This window comes from Pseudomonas sp. CAU 1711 (assembly GCF_039888625.1).
Classification (GTDB): domain Bacteria; phylum Pseudomonadota; class Gammaproteobacteria; order Pseudomonadales; family Pseudomonadaceae; genus Aquipseudomonas.
The window spans coordinates 167,610-183,139 of sequence record NZ_JBDQQT010000003.1; the positions used below are offsets into that span (position 1 = coordinate 167,610).

General features: G+C 69.4%; 16 protein-coding genes. 8 read left to right on the top strand and 8 right to left on the bottom strand.

Features of this window, described 5'->3' with window-relative positions; translation table 11 throughout:
• Nucleotides 1–103 precede the first annotated feature (103 nt).
• The gene (locus AAFN46_RS04430) at nucleotides 104–568 is read left to right on the top strand and encodes a MarR family winged helix-turn-helix transcriptional regulator (RefSeq protein ID WP_347807483.1); all 465 of its coding nucleotides are present in this window, start codon (nucleotides 104–106) and stop codon (nucleotides 566–568) included.
• On the opposite strand, the gene AAFN46_RS04435 is transcribed toward AAFN46_RS04430, so the two are convergent.
• The 3 genes from AAFN46_RS04435 to mnmC are packed head-to-tail and all read right to left on the bottom strand — an operon-like array spanning nucleotide 565 to nucleotide 3,973.
• On the bottom strand, nucleotides 565–1,269 hold the full coding sequence (locus AAFN46_RS04435) for an MBL fold metallo-hydrolase (RefSeq protein WP_347807484.1): 705 nt from the start codon (nucleotides 1,267–1,269) through the stop codon (nucleotides 565–567). The genes AAFN46_RS04430 and AAFN46_RS04435 overlap by 4 nt on opposite strands.
• A 2-nt stretch (nucleotides 1,270–1,271) precedes the next feature.
• Complete coding sequence (locus tag AAFN46_RS04440) at nucleotides 1,272–2,027, bottom strand: sulfite exporter TauE/SafE family protein (RefSeq protein ID WP_347807485.1); 756 nt, start codon at nucleotides 2,025–2,027, stop codon at nucleotides 1,272–1,274.
• Nucleotides 2,027–3,973: a bifunctional tRNA (5-methylaminomethyl-2-thiouridine)(34)-methyltransferase MnmD/FAD-dependent 5-carboxymethylaminomethyl-2-thiouridine(34) oxidoreductase MnmC gene (mnmC, locus tag AAFN46_RS04445; RefSeq protein WP_347807486.1), complete on the bottom strand. Its 1,947-nt coding sequence runs from the start codon at nucleotides 3,971–3,973 to the stop codon at nucleotides 2,027–2,029. The genes AAFN46_RS04440 and mnmC overlap by 1 nt, the downstream gene beginning before the upstream one ends.
• A 93-nt stretch (nucleotides 3,974–4,066) precedes the next feature.
• On the opposite strand from mnmC, the gene pap reads away from it, so the two are divergent.
• Nucleotides 4,067–5,554: a polyphosphate:AMP phosphotransferase gene (gene pap / locus AAFN46_RS04450; protein WP_347807487.1), complete on the top strand. Its 1,488-nt coding sequence runs from the start codon at nucleotides 4,067–4,069 to the stop codon at nucleotides 5,552–5,554.
• A 10-nt stretch (nucleotides 5,555–5,564) separates the two neighbouring features.
• On the opposite strand, the gene AAFN46_RS04455 is transcribed toward pap, so the two are convergent.
• Nucleotides 5,565–5,774, bottom strand: a complete 210-nt coding sequence (locus tag AAFN46_RS04455; protein WP_347807488.1) for a DUF6316 family protein — start codon at nucleotides 5,772–5,774, stop codon at nucleotides 5,565–5,567.
• A gap of 206 nt (nucleotides 5,775–5,980) precedes the next feature.
• Between AAFN46_RS04455 and AAFN46_RS04460 the strand changes: the two genes are divergently transcribed.
• Nucleotides 5,981–6,946 (top strand): DMT family transporter, encoded by a 966-nt coding sequence (locus AAFN46_RS04460; protein ID WP_347807489.1) that lies wholly within the window; start codon nucleotides 5,981–5,983, stop codon nucleotides 6,944–6,946.
• Here AAFN46_RS04460 and AAFN46_RS04465 read toward each other — a convergent pair.
• From AAFN46_RS04465 to AAFN46_RS04475, 3 genes are all read right to left on the bottom strand, one after another.
• Nucleotides 6,936–7,556, bottom strand: coding sequence for an NAD(P)H-dependent oxidoreductase (locus tag AAFN46_RS04465; protein ID WP_347807490.1), 621 nt, complete (start codon nucleotides 7,554–7,556; stop codon nucleotides 6,936–6,938). The two genes, AAFN46_RS04460 and AAFN46_RS04465, sit on opposite strands and share 11 nt — an antisense overlap.
• Complete coding sequence (locus tag AAFN46_RS04470; RefSeq protein ID WP_347807491.1) at nucleotides 7,549–8,943, bottom strand: class II fumarate hydratase; 1,395 nt, start codon at nucleotides 8,941–8,943, stop codon at nucleotides 7,549–7,551. Before AAFN46_RS04470 ends, AAFN46_RS04465 begins: the two co-directional genes overlap by 8 nt.
• An 81-nt stretch (nucleotides 8,944–9,024) precedes the next feature.
• Complete coding sequence (locus AAFN46_RS04475; RefSeq protein ID WP_347807492.1) at nucleotides 9,025–10,038, bottom strand: DUF2804 domain-containing protein; 1,014 nt, start codon at nucleotides 10,036–10,038, stop codon at nucleotides 9,025–9,027.
• 191 nt (nucleotides 10,039–10,229) lie between these two features.
• Between AAFN46_RS04475 and AAFN46_RS04480 the strand changes: the two genes are divergently transcribed.
• The 5 genes from AAFN46_RS04480 to AAFN46_RS04500 all read left to right on the top strand — a co-directional run bounded on the left by AAFN46_RS04480 (nucleotide 10,230) and on the right by AAFN46_RS04500 (nucleotide 14,719).
• Entirely contained in the window at nucleotides 10,230–10,718 is a 489-nt protein-coding gene (locus AAFN46_RS04480; protein ID WP_347807493.1) for a DUF2059 domain-containing protein, read from the top strand.
• 11 nt (nucleotides 10,719–10,729) lie between these two features.
• On the top strand, nucleotides 10,730–11,035 hold the full coding sequence (locus AAFN46_RS04485) for a BolA family protein (protein ID WP_347807494.1): 306 nt from the start codon (nucleotides 10,730–10,732) through the stop codon (nucleotides 11,033–11,035).
• Nucleotides 11,036–11,157: 122 nt separating this feature from the next.
• Nucleotides 11,158–12,096, top strand: a complete 939-nt coding sequence (locus AAFN46_RS04490) for a rhodanese-related sulfurtransferase (RefSeq protein WP_347807495.1) — start codon at nucleotides 11,158–11,160, stop codon at nucleotides 12,094–12,096.
• A gap of 252 nt (nucleotides 12,097–12,348) precedes the next feature.
• Complete coding sequence (locus AAFN46_RS04495; protein WP_347807622.1) at nucleotides 12,349–12,948, top strand: DsbA family protein; 600 nt, start codon at nucleotides 12,349–12,351, stop codon at nucleotides 12,946–12,948.
• Entirely contained in the window at nucleotides 12,941–14,719 is a 1,779-nt protein-coding gene (locus AAFN46_RS04500; protein ID WP_347807496.1) for an ABC transporter ATP-binding protein, read from the top strand. Before AAFN46_RS04495 ends, AAFN46_RS04500 begins: the two co-directional genes overlap by 8 nt.
• Before the next feature lie 131 nt (nucleotides 14,720–14,850).
• On the opposite strand, the gene AAFN46_RS04505 is transcribed toward AAFN46_RS04500, so the two are convergent.
• Nucleotides 14,851–15,450 (bottom strand): hypothetical protein, encoded by a 600-nt coding sequence (locus AAFN46_RS04505; protein WP_347807497.1) that lies wholly within the window; start codon nucleotides 15,448–15,450, stop codon nucleotides 14,851–14,853.
• Nucleotides 15,451–15,530: the final 80 nt, after the last annotated feature.

The window sequence follows — 15,530 nt, forward strand, 5'->3', positions numbered from 1 at the left end:
CCGGTGTTGCCGTTGGGGATGGGTTCGCGCGGTGACGAACCTTTTCTACCAAAACAAAAAAATGCTTTGATGTCAAAGTTTTATTCAGGATAATAAGTGGGTTATGTCAGAAAAATTACTTACATCTGAAATAGATTTGTCCCACTTCGAACCCGCCTTGTTCGGTGCCATGCGGCGCCTGCAGCAGGCCGGCGAGGTGCACGCCAAGCGTCTGGCGCGCTTCGGCGGGCTGACGCCGATGCAGCTGATGATCCTGCGCGTGCTGGAGGGCGAGGGGCGCTTGACCGCCAGCGCCCTGAGCCGGCATGTCAGCCTCAGCGCGGCGACCCTCTCGGGCATGCTCGAGCGCCTGGAGGAGCGCGGCCTGCTGCTGCGCCGGCGCGACGAGGAGGATCGCCGACGCCAGTGGCTGAGCATCAGCGAGGCCGGACGGGCCTTGCTGGTGGAGGCGCCGTCCCTGCTGCCGCCGACCCTGCGCGCCGCCTTCGCGGCCCTGCCGGAATGGGAGCGGCACAGCCTGACCGCCGCCCTGCTGCGGGTGGCGGAGATGTGCGGCGAGGCGGATTAGCTACCCAGCGGAGCCTGACCGCAGGCGCGGTTGGCCGGCACGGCGATGTCCATCAGCCTGGGGCTCGGCAGCTTGAGGTTGGCCATCAGGGCGGCATAGGCCTCGGCGTCCGCGACCTGCAGGCGCGGGTTGTGCGCGGCCTCCTCGGCGATGCTGGAGCGGGTCCAGCCGCGATAGTCGTGGCCGGGCCAGACCTCGGTTGCGCCCGGCAGGGCCAGCAGGCGCTGCAGGCTGGCCCACTGGGCGCGGGCGTCGCCGTTCTGGAAGTCGGTGCGGCCGCTGCCGCGGATCAGCAGGGTGTCGCCGGTGAAGAGCTTGGCCGGTTGGCCGCTCTCTGCCGGCAGCAGGAAGCAGTAGGAGTCGTCGGTGTGCCCCGGGGTGTACCAGGCGATCAGCTCGCGCGCGCCGAAGGCCAGGTGATCGCCCTCGGCGAAGGTGAAGCTGGCGCAGGCGCTGCCGCTCTCGCGGCCGAAGCCGCTGCGGCAGCCGGTGGCGGCGCGCAGCTCGCCGAGGGCGGTGATGTGGTCGGCGTGGGTATGGCTGTCCAGCGCCAGGTGCAACTGCAGGCCCAGCTCGTGCAGCAAGCGCAGGTAGTCGTCGAGTCTGTCCTTCACCGGGTCGATCAGCACGGCCTGGCCGTCGTCGGCCAGCAGGTAGCTGTAGGTCGAACTGTCGGCATCGAAGAGTTGGCGAAACAACACGGTCAGCTACCTCCAAGCAGTTTCTGCGCGGCCAGCGACAGGCTGACCGCCACCAGCAGCAGGGCGAACAGGCGCTGCAGGGTGCGCCCGCCCAGGCGCTGGGCCAGGGCGTTGCCGCCGAGCACACCGGCCGCGCCGCCCAGGGCCAGGCCGGCCAGCAGCGGCAGCGAGGGCTGCGCGCCGCTCAGGTAGAGCAGGAAGCCGCCGCCGGAAACCAGGGCGATCACCGCCATCGAGGTGGCGGTGGCGGCCAGCATGTTGAGTGGGGTGAAGGCTAGCAGCGCCGGCACCACCATGAAGCCGCCACCCACGCCCATCAGCCCGGAGAACACCCCGACGCCCAGGCCTATGCCGATCAGGGGTGCGCTGCGCAGCGGACCGCTGCCGCTGCGCACCTGGCAGGAGGTGCGCCACATGCGCCAGGCGCTCCACAGCACCAGGCTGCAGAAGCCGAGGATCAGCAGGGTTTCCGGCACCAGGCGTCCCAGCCACTGGCCGATGGCGTTGCCGGGCAGGCCGGCGACGGCCAGCAGCAGCACCGGGCGCCAGGCCACCTGCCCGCGCAGCGCGCGTGGCACGGCGCCGATCAGGGCGGTAAGCGCCACCGCGCCGAGGCTGACGCCGATGGCGTCGCGCAGCGGCAGGTGCAGGCTGAGCAGCAGCGGCAGGGCCACCAGCGAGCCGCCGGCGCCGGTCAGGCCGAGCAGCAGGCCGAGCACGGCGCCGATGCCCAGGGCTTCCAGCAGCAATATCTCCATCAGCCGTTCCTGATCAGCTTGCGCAGGGCGAAGCGATTGGGGTGGCAGGCTTCGGCCACGGCGCGCGGCAGGGGCAGTGGCTCGTCCTCCAGCCAGGCGGCCAGCAGCTCGCCGCACAGCGGCGCACTGATCAGCCCGCGCGAGCCGTGGCCGCTGTTGACGTACAGGCCCTCGCGCCAGGGGCAGGGGGTGTCCGGCACCTGGCGCGCATCCTTGCCGAGCACGGCGTAGGCGCTGGCGAAGGCCGCCTCGTCCGCCAGCGGCCCGACGATGGGCAGGTAGTCCGGGCTGGTGCAGCGGAAGGCGGCGCGGCCCTGCAGCCGGGCCGGGTCGAGGGCGTCGGCCTGCAGGCGCGCGGCCAGGTCGGTGGAGATTTCGCGCAGCAGATCGAGGTTGCCGGCGTGCTCGGCGGCGGTCGGTGTGCAGTCCTGGCTGTGGAAGTCGAAGCTGGCGCCCAGGGTGTGTTCGCCCTGGCGCGGCGGCGCCACATAGCCTTCGGCGCACAGCACGCAGTTCAGCGCGGCGCTGGCGGCGGTCTGCGGCAGGCGGGTGATCTGCCCGCGAATGCGCTTGAGCGGCAGTTCGGCGAAGCGGCGCACTTCGGCGGCGCCGGCCAGCACCGCCACCGGCGCTTCGGCCAGCAGGCGCTCGCCGTCCAGCGCCTGCCAGCGGCCGTCGACCCGGCGCAGTTCGAGGGCCTCGCCATGGGGCAGCAGGCGCACATTGGGGTGTTCGGCCAGCAGGCGGCACAGGGCCGGCGGATGCACCCAGCCGGCCTGGGGGTAGAACAGCCCGCCGGCCGGCAGTGCGACCCCGGCGATGGCCTCGGCCTGCTCGCGCTGCAGAGGCTGCAGCAGGTCGGCGGGGAAGGCCTCCGCCAGTTTGGCCTGGCGCTCGGCCTCCTTGGCGTCGAAGGCCAGCTGCAGCACGCCGCAGGCCGACCAGTCGGCGGGTAGCAGGCGCTGCAGCAGGCGCCGGGTGTGGCCGAAGCCGGCCAGCACCAGTTGCGACAGCGCGGTGCCGTGGGCCGACAGCTTGAGGTAGAGCACGCCCTGGGGATTGCCCGAGGCCTCCTGGGCGAGCTCGGCGTGGCGCTCGATCAGGGTCACTCGCCAGCCCCTCGCGGCCAGGCTGGCCGCGCTGGCGCAGCCGGCCAGGCCGGCGCCTATCACCAGCGCCTCGCGGCAGGCGGCCTGCGGCGGGCGGGCATACCAGGGCCTGGCGGACTCCTGCGCCGGGCCCTGGTAGCGGCCGCTGAGCATCTCGCGCTTGCGTCCGTAGCCGGGCACGCGCTGCATGGCGAAGCCGGCGGCGATCAGGCCGCGGCGGACGAAGCCGGCGCTGGTGAAGGTGGCCAGGCTGGCGCCCGGGGCCGACAGCCGCGCCAGCTGGGCGAACAGCGCGTCGCTCCACATCTGCGGGTTCTTCGCCGGGGCGAAGCCGTCGAGAAACCAGGCATCGACGCGCGCGTCCAGCTGCGGCAGCTGCTCCAGCACGTCGCCGACCAGCAGGGTGAGGATCACCCGGCCGCCGGCCAGTACCAGGCGCTGGAAGCCGGGGTGGATGGCGACGTACTGCGCCAGCAGTTGCTCCGACCAGGGCGCCAGCTCCGGCCACAGGGCCAGGGCGCGGCGCAGGTCGGCCGCCGCCAGGGGATACTTCTCGACGCTGACGAAATGCAGGCGGGCGTCGGCCGGTGCCAGCCGGTCGAACAGCTGCCAGGCGCAGAGGAAGTTCATCCCGGTGCCGAAGCCGGTCTCGCCGATCACCAGGCGCCCGCCGGCGGGCAGGGCCGCGAAGCGCGCCGGCAGATCGTTGCAGTCGAGGAACACATGGCGGGTCTCGCCCAGGCCGTCGTCGCGGGAGAAATACACGTCGCCGAACTGGCGCGACAGCGGCTGGCCTTGGTCGTCCCAGTCGAGCTGGGCGTTGCGGGAGTCGGACATCGGGGCACCTTGCAGACAGGTGCGCATTGTAGCGGGCGGTTCAAAGCGGCGGCGAATCCGCTAGGCTGAGCGCACCGAGGCAAGGAGATGCACATGTTCGAGTCCGCCGAGCTGGGCCACGCGATAGACGAGGAAACCTACCAGCGCGAAGTGCCGGCGCTGCGCGAGGCATTGCTGGAGGCACAGTACGAGCTGAAGCAGCAGGGGCGCTTTCCGGTGATCATCCTGATCAACGGCATCGAGGGGGCCGGCAAGGGCGAGACGGTCAAGCTGCTCAACGAATGGATGGACCCGCGGCTGATCCAGGTCAGCACCTTCGACGTGCAGACCGACGAGGAGCTGGCGCGGCCGCCGGCCTGGCGCTTCTGGCGTCAGCTGCCGGGCAAGGGGCGGATCGGCATCTTCTTCGGCAACTGGTACAGCCAGATGCTCCAGGGCCGCGTCCATGGCCACTTCAAGGACGCGGTGCTGGACCAGGCGATAGACAGCGCCCTGGCCCTGGAGCAGATGCTCTGCGACGAGGGCGCACTGATCTTCAAGTTCTGGTTTCACCTGTCCAAGAAGCAGATGAAGGCGCGCCTCAAGGCGCTGCAGGACGACCCGCAGCATGCCTGGCGCCTCAGCCCGCTGGACTGGCAACAGTCGAAGACCTACGACAAGTTCGTGCGCCACGGCGAGCGTGTGCTGCGCCGCACCAGCCGCGACTTCGCTCCCTGGTACGTGGTCGAGGGCAGCGACGAGCACTATCGCGGCCTGATGGTCGGGCGCATCCTCCTCGACGGCCTGCAGGCCGCGCTCAAGGCCAAGACCCGGCGCGTTCCGCAGCCGCACGTGGCACCGATGATCGCCAGCCTGGACAACCGTGTGCTGCTGGACAGCCTCGATCTTGCCCAGCGCCTGGACAAGGACGAGTACAAGGAGCAGCTGGCCGCCGAGCAGGCGCGCCTGGCCATGCTGGTGCGCGACAAACGCATGCGCCGGCATTCCCTGGTGGCGGTGTTCGAGGGCAACGATGCGGCCGGCAAGGGCGGCGCCATTCGCCGCGTGGCGGCGGCCCTGGACCCGCGTCAGTACCGCATAGTGCCGATCGCCGCGCCCACCGAGGAAGAACGCGCGCAACCCTATCTGTGGCGCTTCTGGCGGCACATCCCGGCGCGCGGCAAGTTCACCGTGTTCGACCGTTCCTGGTACGGGCGGGTGCTGGTGGAGCGGGTGGAGGGGTTCTGCGATCCGGCCGACTGGCTGCGCGCCTACGGCGAGATCAACGACTTCGAGGAACAGCTGACCAGCGCCGGGGTGGTGCTGGTGAAGTTCTGGCTGGCCATCGACCAGGACGAACAGTACCAGCGCTTCAAGGAGCGCGAGGAGATTCCCTTCAAGCGCTTCAAGATCACCGAGGAGGACTGGCGCAACCGGGAGAAGTGGGAGCAATACCGTGACGCGGTGGGCGACATGGTCGACCGCACCAGCACTTCGATCGCGCCCTGGACCCTGGTCGAGGCCAACGACAAGCGCTTCGCCAGGGTCAAGGTGCTACGCACGCTCAACGATGCCCTCGAACGTGCCTTCGCCGAGGGCTGAGGGCCGCGTCTCAGAAGGCGCGGTTTTCCACGAGTCTGCTGGCCTGCTGCATGCGGCGGATGTAGGAGGTGATCTCCCGCTCGGCATCGACCCGGGTGAAGAAGGGGCCTTCCAGGGTGCCCTCGCGGGTGGCGAAGAAGTACTGGCCGTTGACGGCACTGACCCGCTCGCTACGGTAATGGGTACCGGGTGCGGGATCGATATGGCGTTGACCGAACATAGGGGAGCTCCTGCAAAAGCGTGCACTGTTTTTAGTTTAGTGCCTGCTTACCGGGCGTTCGGGATTCTCGATAAGTGGTCATTTTTTAACCATGCATGGGATGGCGCAGCACAGTTTGTTCTTGCCCGAGTGGTCAACTGTGGCTGTCGGGCGCTCGGCCACGGGCCTAGAATGAGGCTCCCGCCGCTTCCATATCCGAGACCCCCATGCACGTTTCCTCCGGCCGCTGGCTCTATGGCCTGCTGCTCGCCCTGACCACCGCCGTGCTCTGGGGCATCCTGCCGATCAAGCTCAAGGAAGTGCTGCGGGTGATGGACCCGGTGACCGTCACCTGGTATCGCCTGCTGGTGGCCGGCCTGATCCTCCTCGCCTGGCTGGCTGCCAATCGCCGCCTGCCGCGCTTCGCCCCGCTCGGTCGGCGCGGTGGCGCGCTGCTGGCGCTGGCCATCGGCGGCCTCACGGCCAACTACGTGCTCTACCTGGTCGGTCTCAATATGCTCAGCCCGGGCACCACCCAGCTGGTGATCCAGATGGCGCCCATCCTGTTCCTGCTCGCCAGCCTGCTGGTGTTCCGCGAGTCCTTCAGCCTGGGTCAGGGCCTCGGCGTGGGCGTGCTGCTGCTGGGCTTCGGCCTGTTCTTCAACCAGCGCCTGGACGAACTGCTGAGCTCGCTGAGCGCCTACACCACCGGCGTGCTGATCATCCTCGCGGCAGCCTTCGTCTGGGTGTTCTACGGCCTGGCGCAGAAGCAGCTGCTGACCCAGTGGAGCTCGCCGCAGATCATGATGGTGATCTACCTGGCCTGCGCCCTGATCCTCACGCCCTGGGCTCGCCCGCTCGAGGCGCTGCAGCTCAACCCGCTGCAGGGCTGGCTGCTGTTGGCCTGCTGCCTGAACACCCTGGTGGCCTACGGCGCCTTCGCCGAGGCCCTGGCGCACTGGGAGGCCTCGCGGGTCAGCGCGACCCTGGCGATCACTCCGCTGGTGACCTTCGCCTCGGTGGCCCTGGCCGCCCTGCTGTGGCCCGACCACGTGCAGCCGGAGCAGCTCAACGCCCTGGCCTATGGCGGCGCCCTGCTGGTGGTCGGCGGCTCGGCGCTGACCGCGCTGGGGCCGTCGCTGCTGGCCGGCTGGCGCGCGCGCAGGGCGCGCCTGGCGCTGCTCAGGCCCTGACGCCGAGTTTCTCCGCCCGGCGCAGCCAGCCCTGGCGCTGCTCCTCGCTGGAGGGGCGCACCGGGGCGAACTCGGCCAGGCGACGGGTCTTGATGCCGCAGAAGCCGAGGATGGTGCGTACCATCTGGCGGTGCGCCGGCGCGCCGTAGATCCAGCGGAAGTACCAGGGCGGGGTGTCCAGGGTCACCAGCAGGTCGGCGCTGCGCCCGCTCAGCAGCTTGTCCCATAGCTGCGAGCGGTTGCGATACTTGAAGGCGAAGCCGGGCAGGAAGACACGGTCGAAGAAGCCCTTGAGCAACGCCGGCACGCCGCCCCACCAGACCGGATAGACGAACACCAGGTGCTCAGCCCAGTGGATCTGCCGCTGCGCCTCGAGCAGGTCGGGCTCCAGCGTCTGGCTCTGGCCGTAGCCCTCGCGCAGGATGGGGTCGAACTGCAGCTCGCCGAGATGCAGCTGGCGTACCGCGTGGCCGCGGGTGCGCGCGCCGCGCACATAGGCCTCGGCGATGGCGTGGCACAGGCTGTCGCGCTTGGGCGTGCCGAGGATCATCAGGATGCGCTTGCCGTCGCCCTCCAGCGGGGTGGCGCCGCTTTTCACTTCATCAACCATGTTGTCCCGACTCCAGCATGTTCTGCGGACGCACCCAGGCGTCGAACTCTTCGTTGCTCAGGTGGCCCAGCTGCAGGGCCGCCTCGCGCAGGCTGAGGCCCTCGGCATAGGCCTTCTTGGCGATCTCGGCGGCCTTGTCGTAGCCGATGTGCGGGTTCAGCGCGGCCACCAGCATCAGGCCGCGCTCCAGGTGCGCGGCCATCTGCCCAGCGTCCGGCTGCAGGCCGGCCACGCAGTGCTCGGCGAAGTTGCGGCAGCCGTCGGCCAGCAGGCGTACCGACTGCAGCAGGTTGTGGATGATCACCGGCTTGTACACGTTGAGCTGAAGCTGCCCCTGGCTGGCGGCGAAGGCTATGGTGGCGTCGTTGCCCAGCACCTGGCAGGCCAGCATGGACAGGGCCTCGCACTGGGTCGGGTTGACCTTGCCGGGCATGATCGAGCTGCCCGGCTCGTTGGCCGGCAGGCGCACCTCGGCGAAGCCGGCGCGCGGCCCCGAGCCGAGCAGACGCAGGTCGTTGGCGATCTTCATCAGCGCCACGGCCAGGGTCTTCAGCGCGCCGGACAGCGCGGTGAGCGGCTCGTGGCCGGCCAGCGCGGCGAACTTGTTGGGCGCGCTGACGAAGGGCAGCCCGGCCAGCACCGCCAGTTCGCCGGCCATGGCCTCGGCGAAGCCCTTGGGGGCGTTGAGCCCGGTGCCGACGGCGGTGCCGCCCTGGGCCAGCTCGCAGACCGCCGGCAGGGCGGCGCGGATGGCGCGGTCGGCATAGCCCAGCTGGGCAACGAAGGCGGCCAGCTCCTGGCCGAAGGTCACCGGGGTGGCGTCCATCAGGTGGGTGCGCCCGGTCTTGACCAGGCCCATGTAACGGTCGGCCTGCGCGGTCAGGGCGTCGGCCAGCTCGGCGATGGCCGGCAGCAGCTGCTGCTGCACCGCCTGCACGGCGGCGATGTGCATGGCGGTGGGGAAGCTGTCGTTGGAACTCTGCGCGCGGTTGACGTGATCGTTGGGGTGCACCGGGCTCTTGCCGCCGCGACCCTGGCCGGCCAGCTCGTTGGCACGCCCGGCGATCACCTCGTTGACGTTCATGTTGCTCTGCGTGCCGCTGCCGGTCTGCCAGACCACCAGGGGGAACTGCTCGTCGTGCTGGCCGGCCAGCACCTCGTCGGCGGCCTGCTCGATCAGCCGGGCGATATCCGGCGGCAGCTCGCCGATACGGTCGTTGACCCGCGCCGCGGCCTTCTTGATCAGCGCCAGGGCGTGCACCACGGCCAGCGGCATGCGCTGCTCGCCGATGGCGAAGTTGATCAGCGAGCGCTGGGTCTGGGCCCCCCAGTAGGCGTCGTCGGGGACCTCGATGGCACCGATGCTATCGGTTTCGATGCGGCTCATGTTGGGCAGTCTCCAAGGGCTTTGTCGGCAGTTTAGGCCCTCGTGTGTCGCGCCGGTTCCACGACTTCGCTATCGCGGCTATCACCAGCGTGCCTGGGTGGCGCCGAGCCAGCCGTAGGCGGCGCTGACCGGCACCTTCTCGCCCTGCGGGCCGCGCAGCAGGCCGTCGAAGCGGCCGAACCACTGGCGGGTGTCGGCGTAGAAGGGGCCGAACTTGGGGCGGGCCCGGTGCAGCTGGCGCGGGGTGAAGCACAGCTCCACCTGGCCGCTGGCGCAGGACAGGCGCCAGGGTTCGAGGGAGCTGCGCGGACCCTGTTCGATCTGCACCCGCTCCTCGAGGTGCAGTAATTCGCCGCCGAACCACAGGGCGTTCTCCGACAGGCCGCTGTAGTCGCACCAGCCGCTGCCGAAGTTGCCGGCGATGCCGCCGGGGGCGGCGAAGGCGGCGCGGGTCCAGTGGCTGCGCAGCGGCCATACGCCGCGGGCGAAGTCCAGCGAGGCGAAGCTCTGCCCGCCGGTGCACAGGTACTGCCTGCCGCCCAGTTGCAGGTTGCCGCTCACCGGCAGGCCCAGCTGGCGGCTGGTGGCGTGGAAGGTGCGGCGGCCCATGGGGCAGACCAGGTTGACCGACTCCAGATGCGCGGGGCGCTGCACGTCCAGGGCCAACTGCAGCGGCCGGCCGCCGAGGTCGGCGGCCATGGCGGTCAGGCGCACCGCGGCGCCGCGATCCTCGGCCCGCAGGTGCAGGCGGGCATGGCGGAATTCGTGGCTTTCCAGCGCGCTGGCGGGTAGTTTGCAGCCCAGGCCCAGCGGGCTCAGCTGGGTGCGTGAGACGGCCTTGCCGCTGTGCAGATCGAGGAAGTAGACGGCGCCGTAGCCCAGGTAGTCGAGGTCGGCGATGGTCAGCGCCAGCATCCAGTCCGGCGTGGTGATGCACCAGTGGTTCCAGCGTTTGCGCCGGCCGAGGTTGCCGGGCAGGGCGCAATGCACCTGGGGGCGCGGCGACCAGCCGATGGCGGCATCCAGCAGGCGACCGCGGGCGTCGCACAGATGCTGCACGGCCGGCGAAGCGAGCGGGTTGGTGAAACTGTTCATCGACACATCCGTGTGTGGGACAGGCTCTGTCACGCGGGCGGCCTGTCGGCGCTGCGCGTCAGGTGATCAAGCATGCACATGGGATTCTGTATAGGGCAAGTACTGGCTTTTTGCTAAGCCCGGCGCTTGAGTGGCATGGCCGGCGCGCGCAGAATGGCTGGCCGCAGATTCGCCCCTTCAAGGATCCCCCCATGACCCGCCTGCGCGTCATTCTTTCCGTCTTCCTGCTGCTCGCCGGCGGCCCTCTGTTGGCCGACCCGCAGAGCCATGCCGCCGAGGCCCGGCGCTTCCTCCAGCTGACCCGTGCCGACAAGCTCAGCGTGCCGGCCTACGCCCAGGTGCAGCAGATGTTCGCCCAGCGCTTCGCCCAGGTGCAGGGCAAGGACAACCAGAAGCCCATACTGGAACGCTACCAGGCCCAGGCCAATGCTGCGCTGGACAAGGCGGTCGGCTGGCAGACCCTGGAGCCCGAGCTGGTCGATCTCTATGTACGGGCCTTCAGCGAGGCCGAGCTCAAGGAGCTGCTGGCCTTCTACCAGACCCCGACCGGGCGCAAGCTGCTGGAGCAGCTGCCGCAGCTGACCGCGATGTCCGCCCAGCTGACCCAGGATCGTCTGCAGCAGGCGGTGCCGGAAGTGAACCAGTTGCTCGGCGAGATGAGCGCCGAGCTCAAGCCCTGAGAGGAACGCCCATGAGCATGCGCGACAAGATCATCGCCGCCCTGCAGCCGCTGCACGCCGAGCACCTGGAGGTGCTCGATGAGAGCCATATGCACAGCCGCGGCCAGCAGACCCACTACAAGGCGGTGATCGTCAGCCCGCAGTTCGCCGGGCTCAACGCGGTCAAGCGTCACCAGAAGGTCTACGCCACCCTCGGCGAGCTGATGCAGCAGTTCCACGCCCTGGCGCTGCACACCTACACCCCGGAGGAGTGGGTGCAGCAGGGCGCCGCACCCGACTCGCCCACCTGCCGTGGCGGCAGCAAGCACGACCACTGATCCCGCATAGCGTGCCCTCGGGCCCGCCGCTGCGTTAGAATCGCCACCGCGCCGGCCTCAGCCGGCGCTGTTATTTCATCCCCGGTCCGCCCTTTGCGCGGGCGACCACTGGAGAGCCTTTCATGACTGCGAAGATCGTCGTCGCGGCGCTGTACAAGTTCGTGTCCCTGCCGGACTACGAGGCGCTGCGCGAACCCCTGCTCAACACCATGCTCGAACACGGCGTCAAGGGCACCCTGCTGCTCGCCGAGGAGGGCATCAACGGCACCGTTTCCGCCCCCCGCGAAGGCATCGACGGCCTGCTGGCCTGGCTCAGGCGCGATGCGCGCCTGGCCGATGTCGACCACAAGGAGTCCTACTGCGATGAGCAGCCCTTCTACCGCACCAAGGTCAAGCTGAAGAAGGAAATCGTCACCCTCGGCGTGCCGGGCGTGGACCCCAACCGGCGCGTCGGCACCTATGTCGAGCCGCAGGACTGGAATGCCCTGATCGACGACCCCGAGGTGCTGCTGATCGACACTCGCAACGACTACGAAGTGGCCATAGGCACCTTCGAGGGCGCCATCGACCCCAAGACCAAGTCGTTCCGCGAGTTTCCCGAGTACATCAAGGCCCATTTCGATCCGAGCAAGCACAAGAAGGTCGCCATGTTCTGCACCGGCGGCATCCGCTGCGAGAAGGCCTCCAGCTACATGCTCGGCGAGGGCTTCGAGGAGGTGTTCCACCTCAAGGGTGGCATCCTCAAGTACCTGGAGGAAGTGCCCCAGGATGAGAGTAAGTGGCGCGGCGACTGCTTCGTCTTCGACAACCGGGTCACCGTGCGTCACGACCTCTCCGAGGGCGACTACGACCAGTGCCACGCCTGCCGCAACCCGATCTCCGCCGAGGACCGCCAGAGCGAGCATTATTCGCCCGGCATCAGCTGCCCGCATTGCTGGGACTCGCTGCCGGAGAAGACCCGCCAGGCCGCGCGCGAGCGGCAGAAGCAGATCGAGATCGCCCAGGCGCGTAACCTGCCGCATCCCATCGGTTACAACTACAAGGCGCTGCAGGAAGGTTGAGCCAGGTGTAGGGTGGGTTAGCCGCTTTCGCGGGGTAACCCTCCTAATGAGGTTTCGCGTGGCCCCGATGCTGGGTTACGGTCTGCGACCTAACCCAGCCTACGGAATTTCATGGCGTAGGCTGGCTTAGCCGCTTGGCGGCGTACCCCGGCGATGCCCCACGCTGGGTTACGGCCTGCGGCCTAACCCACCCTACAGTGCGTTAAGGAGCCCAGCTTGCGCCCGACCCGTCTGCTCTATGTGATGGATCCCATGTGTTCCTGGTGCTGGGGCTTCGCCCCGGTGGCCGGCGCCCTGGCCGAACAGGCCGCCGCGGCCGGCGTGCCGCTGCACTTGGTGGCCGGCGGCCTGCGCCGCGAGCGTGCGGCGCTGGACCCCGCCGCGCGGGTGCGCATCCTCGGCCACTGGCAGGCGGTGAATGCCGCCACCGGCCAGCTGTTCGACTTCCACAATGCCCTGCCGGAAGGCTTCGTCTACGACACCGAGCCGGCCTGCCGGGCCCTGGTCACCGCCCGCCAGCTGGACGAGCAGAGCGCCTGGCCGCTGGCCGGGCTGATCCAGCAGGCCTTCTACGCCGAGGGCCGCGACGTCACCCGCGCCCAGGTGCTGGTCGAGCTGGCCGAGCGCGCCGGCATTCCGCGCATCGAGTTCGCCGCCGCCTTCGACAGCCCGGCCATGCAGGCCGCCACCGCGGCCGACTTCGCCTGGGTGCAGGATCTGGGCATCGCCGGCTTTCCCACCCTGCTGGCCGAGCGCGACGGCCAGCTGGCCCTGCTGACCAACGGCTACCAGCCGCTGGAGGCGCTGCAGCCGTTGCTGGGGCGCTGGCTGGAGCGCGCCGTGCATGCCTGATCGCCTGACCTGGGCGGAGATCCGCCGCCTGGCCCTGCACCATCGCAAGGGGCTGCTGCTGGCCAATCTGATCGCCGTGTTCGCCACCCTGTGCAGCGTGCCGATTCCCCTGCTACTGCCGCTGCTGGTGGACGAGGTGTTGCTGGGCGACGGCGACGCCGCGCTCAAGGTGATGGACCGCTTCCTGCCGGTCGCCTGGGAGAACGCTCCCGGCTATATCGGCCTGATGCTGGCGCTGACCCTGCTGCTGCGCCTGGGCGCCCTGGTCAGCAACGTGCTGCAGGCACGGCTGTTCGCCCGCCTGTCCAAGGACGTCATCTACCGCCTGCGCATCCGCCTGATCGAACGGCTCAAGCGCATCGCCCTGGGCGAGTACGAGAATCTCGGCGGCGGCACGGTCAGCGCGCACCTGGTCACCGATCTGGACACCCTCGACAAGTTCATCGGCGAGACCCTGAGCCGAGTGCTGGTGGCGCTGCTGACGCTGGTCGGCACGGCCGCCGTGCTGATCTGGATGCACTGGCAGCTGGCCCTGCTGATCCTGCTGTTCAACCCCCTGGTGATCTACGCCACGGTGCAGCTGGGCAAGCAGGTCAAGCTGCTGAAGAAGCAGGAGAACGACAGCACCGCGCGCTTCACCCAGGCCCTGACCGAGACCCTGGAGGCGATCCAGGAGGTGCGCGCCGGCAACCGTCAGGGCCATTTCCTCGGCCGCCTCGGCCTGCGCGCGCGCGAGGTGCGCGACTACGCCGTGGCCTCGCAGTGGAAGAGCGATGCCGCCGCGCGCACCAGCGGCCTGCTGTTCCAGTTCGGCATCGACATCTTCCGCGCCGCCGCCATGCTCACCGTGCTGCTCTCGGACCTGTCCATCGGCCAGATGCTCGCCGTGTTCAGCTACCTCTGGTACATGATCGGCCCGGTCGAGCAACTGCTCGGCCTGCAATACGCCTACTACGCCGCCGGCGGCGCCATGGCGCGGATCAACGAGCTGCTGGCGCGCGCCGACGAGCCGCAGCACGAGGGCCGCGTCGATCCGTTCAAGGGCCGCGAGACGGTCGGCATCGAAGTGCGCGGGCTGAGCTTCGCCTACCGCGAGGAGCCGGTGCTGCACGACCTCGACCTGGTCATCGCACCCGGCGAGAAGGTGGCCATAGTCGGCGCCTCCGGCGGCGGCAAGAGCACCCTGGTGCAGCTGCTGCTGGGGCTCTACAGCGCGCAGGCGGGCAGCATCCGCTTCGGTGGCGCGAGCCTGGAGGAGATCGGCCTGGAGCGCGTGCGCGAGCACGTGGCGGTGGTGCTGCAGCACCCGGCGCTGTTCAACGACACGGTGCGCGCCAACCTGTGCATGGGCCGCCCGCGCAGCGACGAGGCCTGCTGGCAGGCGCTGGAGATCGCCCAGCTGGCCCCGGCCATTCGCGCCCTGCCGCAGGGCCTGGACAGCATGGTCGGGCGCTCCGGCGTGCGCCTGTCCGGCGGCCAGCGTCAGCGCCTGGCCATCGCCCGAATGGTCCTCGCCGAGCCCAGGGTGGTGATACTCGACGAGGCCACCTCGGCCCTCGACGCCGCCACCGAATACGCCCTGCACCAGGCCCTGGGGCGCTTCCTCAACGGCCGCACCACGCTGATCATCGCCCACCGCCTGAGCGCGGTGAAGCAGGCCGATCGGGTGCTGGTGTTCGACGGCGGCAGCATCGCCGAGGATGGCGACCATCAGCAGCTGATCGCCGAGGGCGGGCTGTACGCCAAACTCTACGGGCATCTGCAGCACTGAGCCGCTGTTGCCCCCCTCTCCCCCTGGGAGAGGGGCGGGGGGTGAGGGACTACCAGGCCACCCCAGAGCCACTCAGCCTACCCTCTCCCAGGGAGAGAGGGGATGAGAAGCCGCGTCCACGGGCGACTGTGTTACTTGGCTTGCGCTGCCGACCACTTCTCCAGCGCCTTGACCCGCGCCTGGCTGTCGGCCATCGGCTTGGCCAGGGACTCCTCGTAGAAGGCCAGCCAGCTGCGCGAGCCGGGGGTCATGCCGGCCAGTTCGCGCATGCCTTCCTTCAGCGCGATCAGGGTCTGCTGGTAGTTGCGTTCCTGGCCGATCAGGGTGCGTGCCAGCATCTGCACGTTCTCCTTGTTCGGCTCCTCGCTGGCCGCTGCGGGGGCGGAGGAAGAGGAGGGCGATGCGGTGGCCTGCTTCTGCAGCAGGAGCATGGTCTTCTGCTGATCCTTGAGCTGTTGCTGCAGGGTCTCGCTCTGCAGCTGCAGGGCGCCGACCTCCTTCTGCAGGGACTCCACGCTGGCCCGGCTCGCCAGGGCCGCCAGGGTCTCCTCGTCCGGCCCGCCGGAGCCGCCCAGCGCGGCGACCAGCACCCAGGAGATCAGGTTCAGCAGCAGCGCGCCGGCCAGGGCGAGGATCAGCATACGGTTGAGCTTGCCGGCCTGTTCCAGCTGGGCGATGCGCTGCTGGTCGTCGAGCACCTCGATGGCACCGGTCTCGCTGTCTTCACTCATGGTCGCCTGTCCTTGTTTTGGTCTGGCTGGAACATTATCCGTCGGCGACCAGAATGTCTCTAGGGCGAGGCAGGGAGATG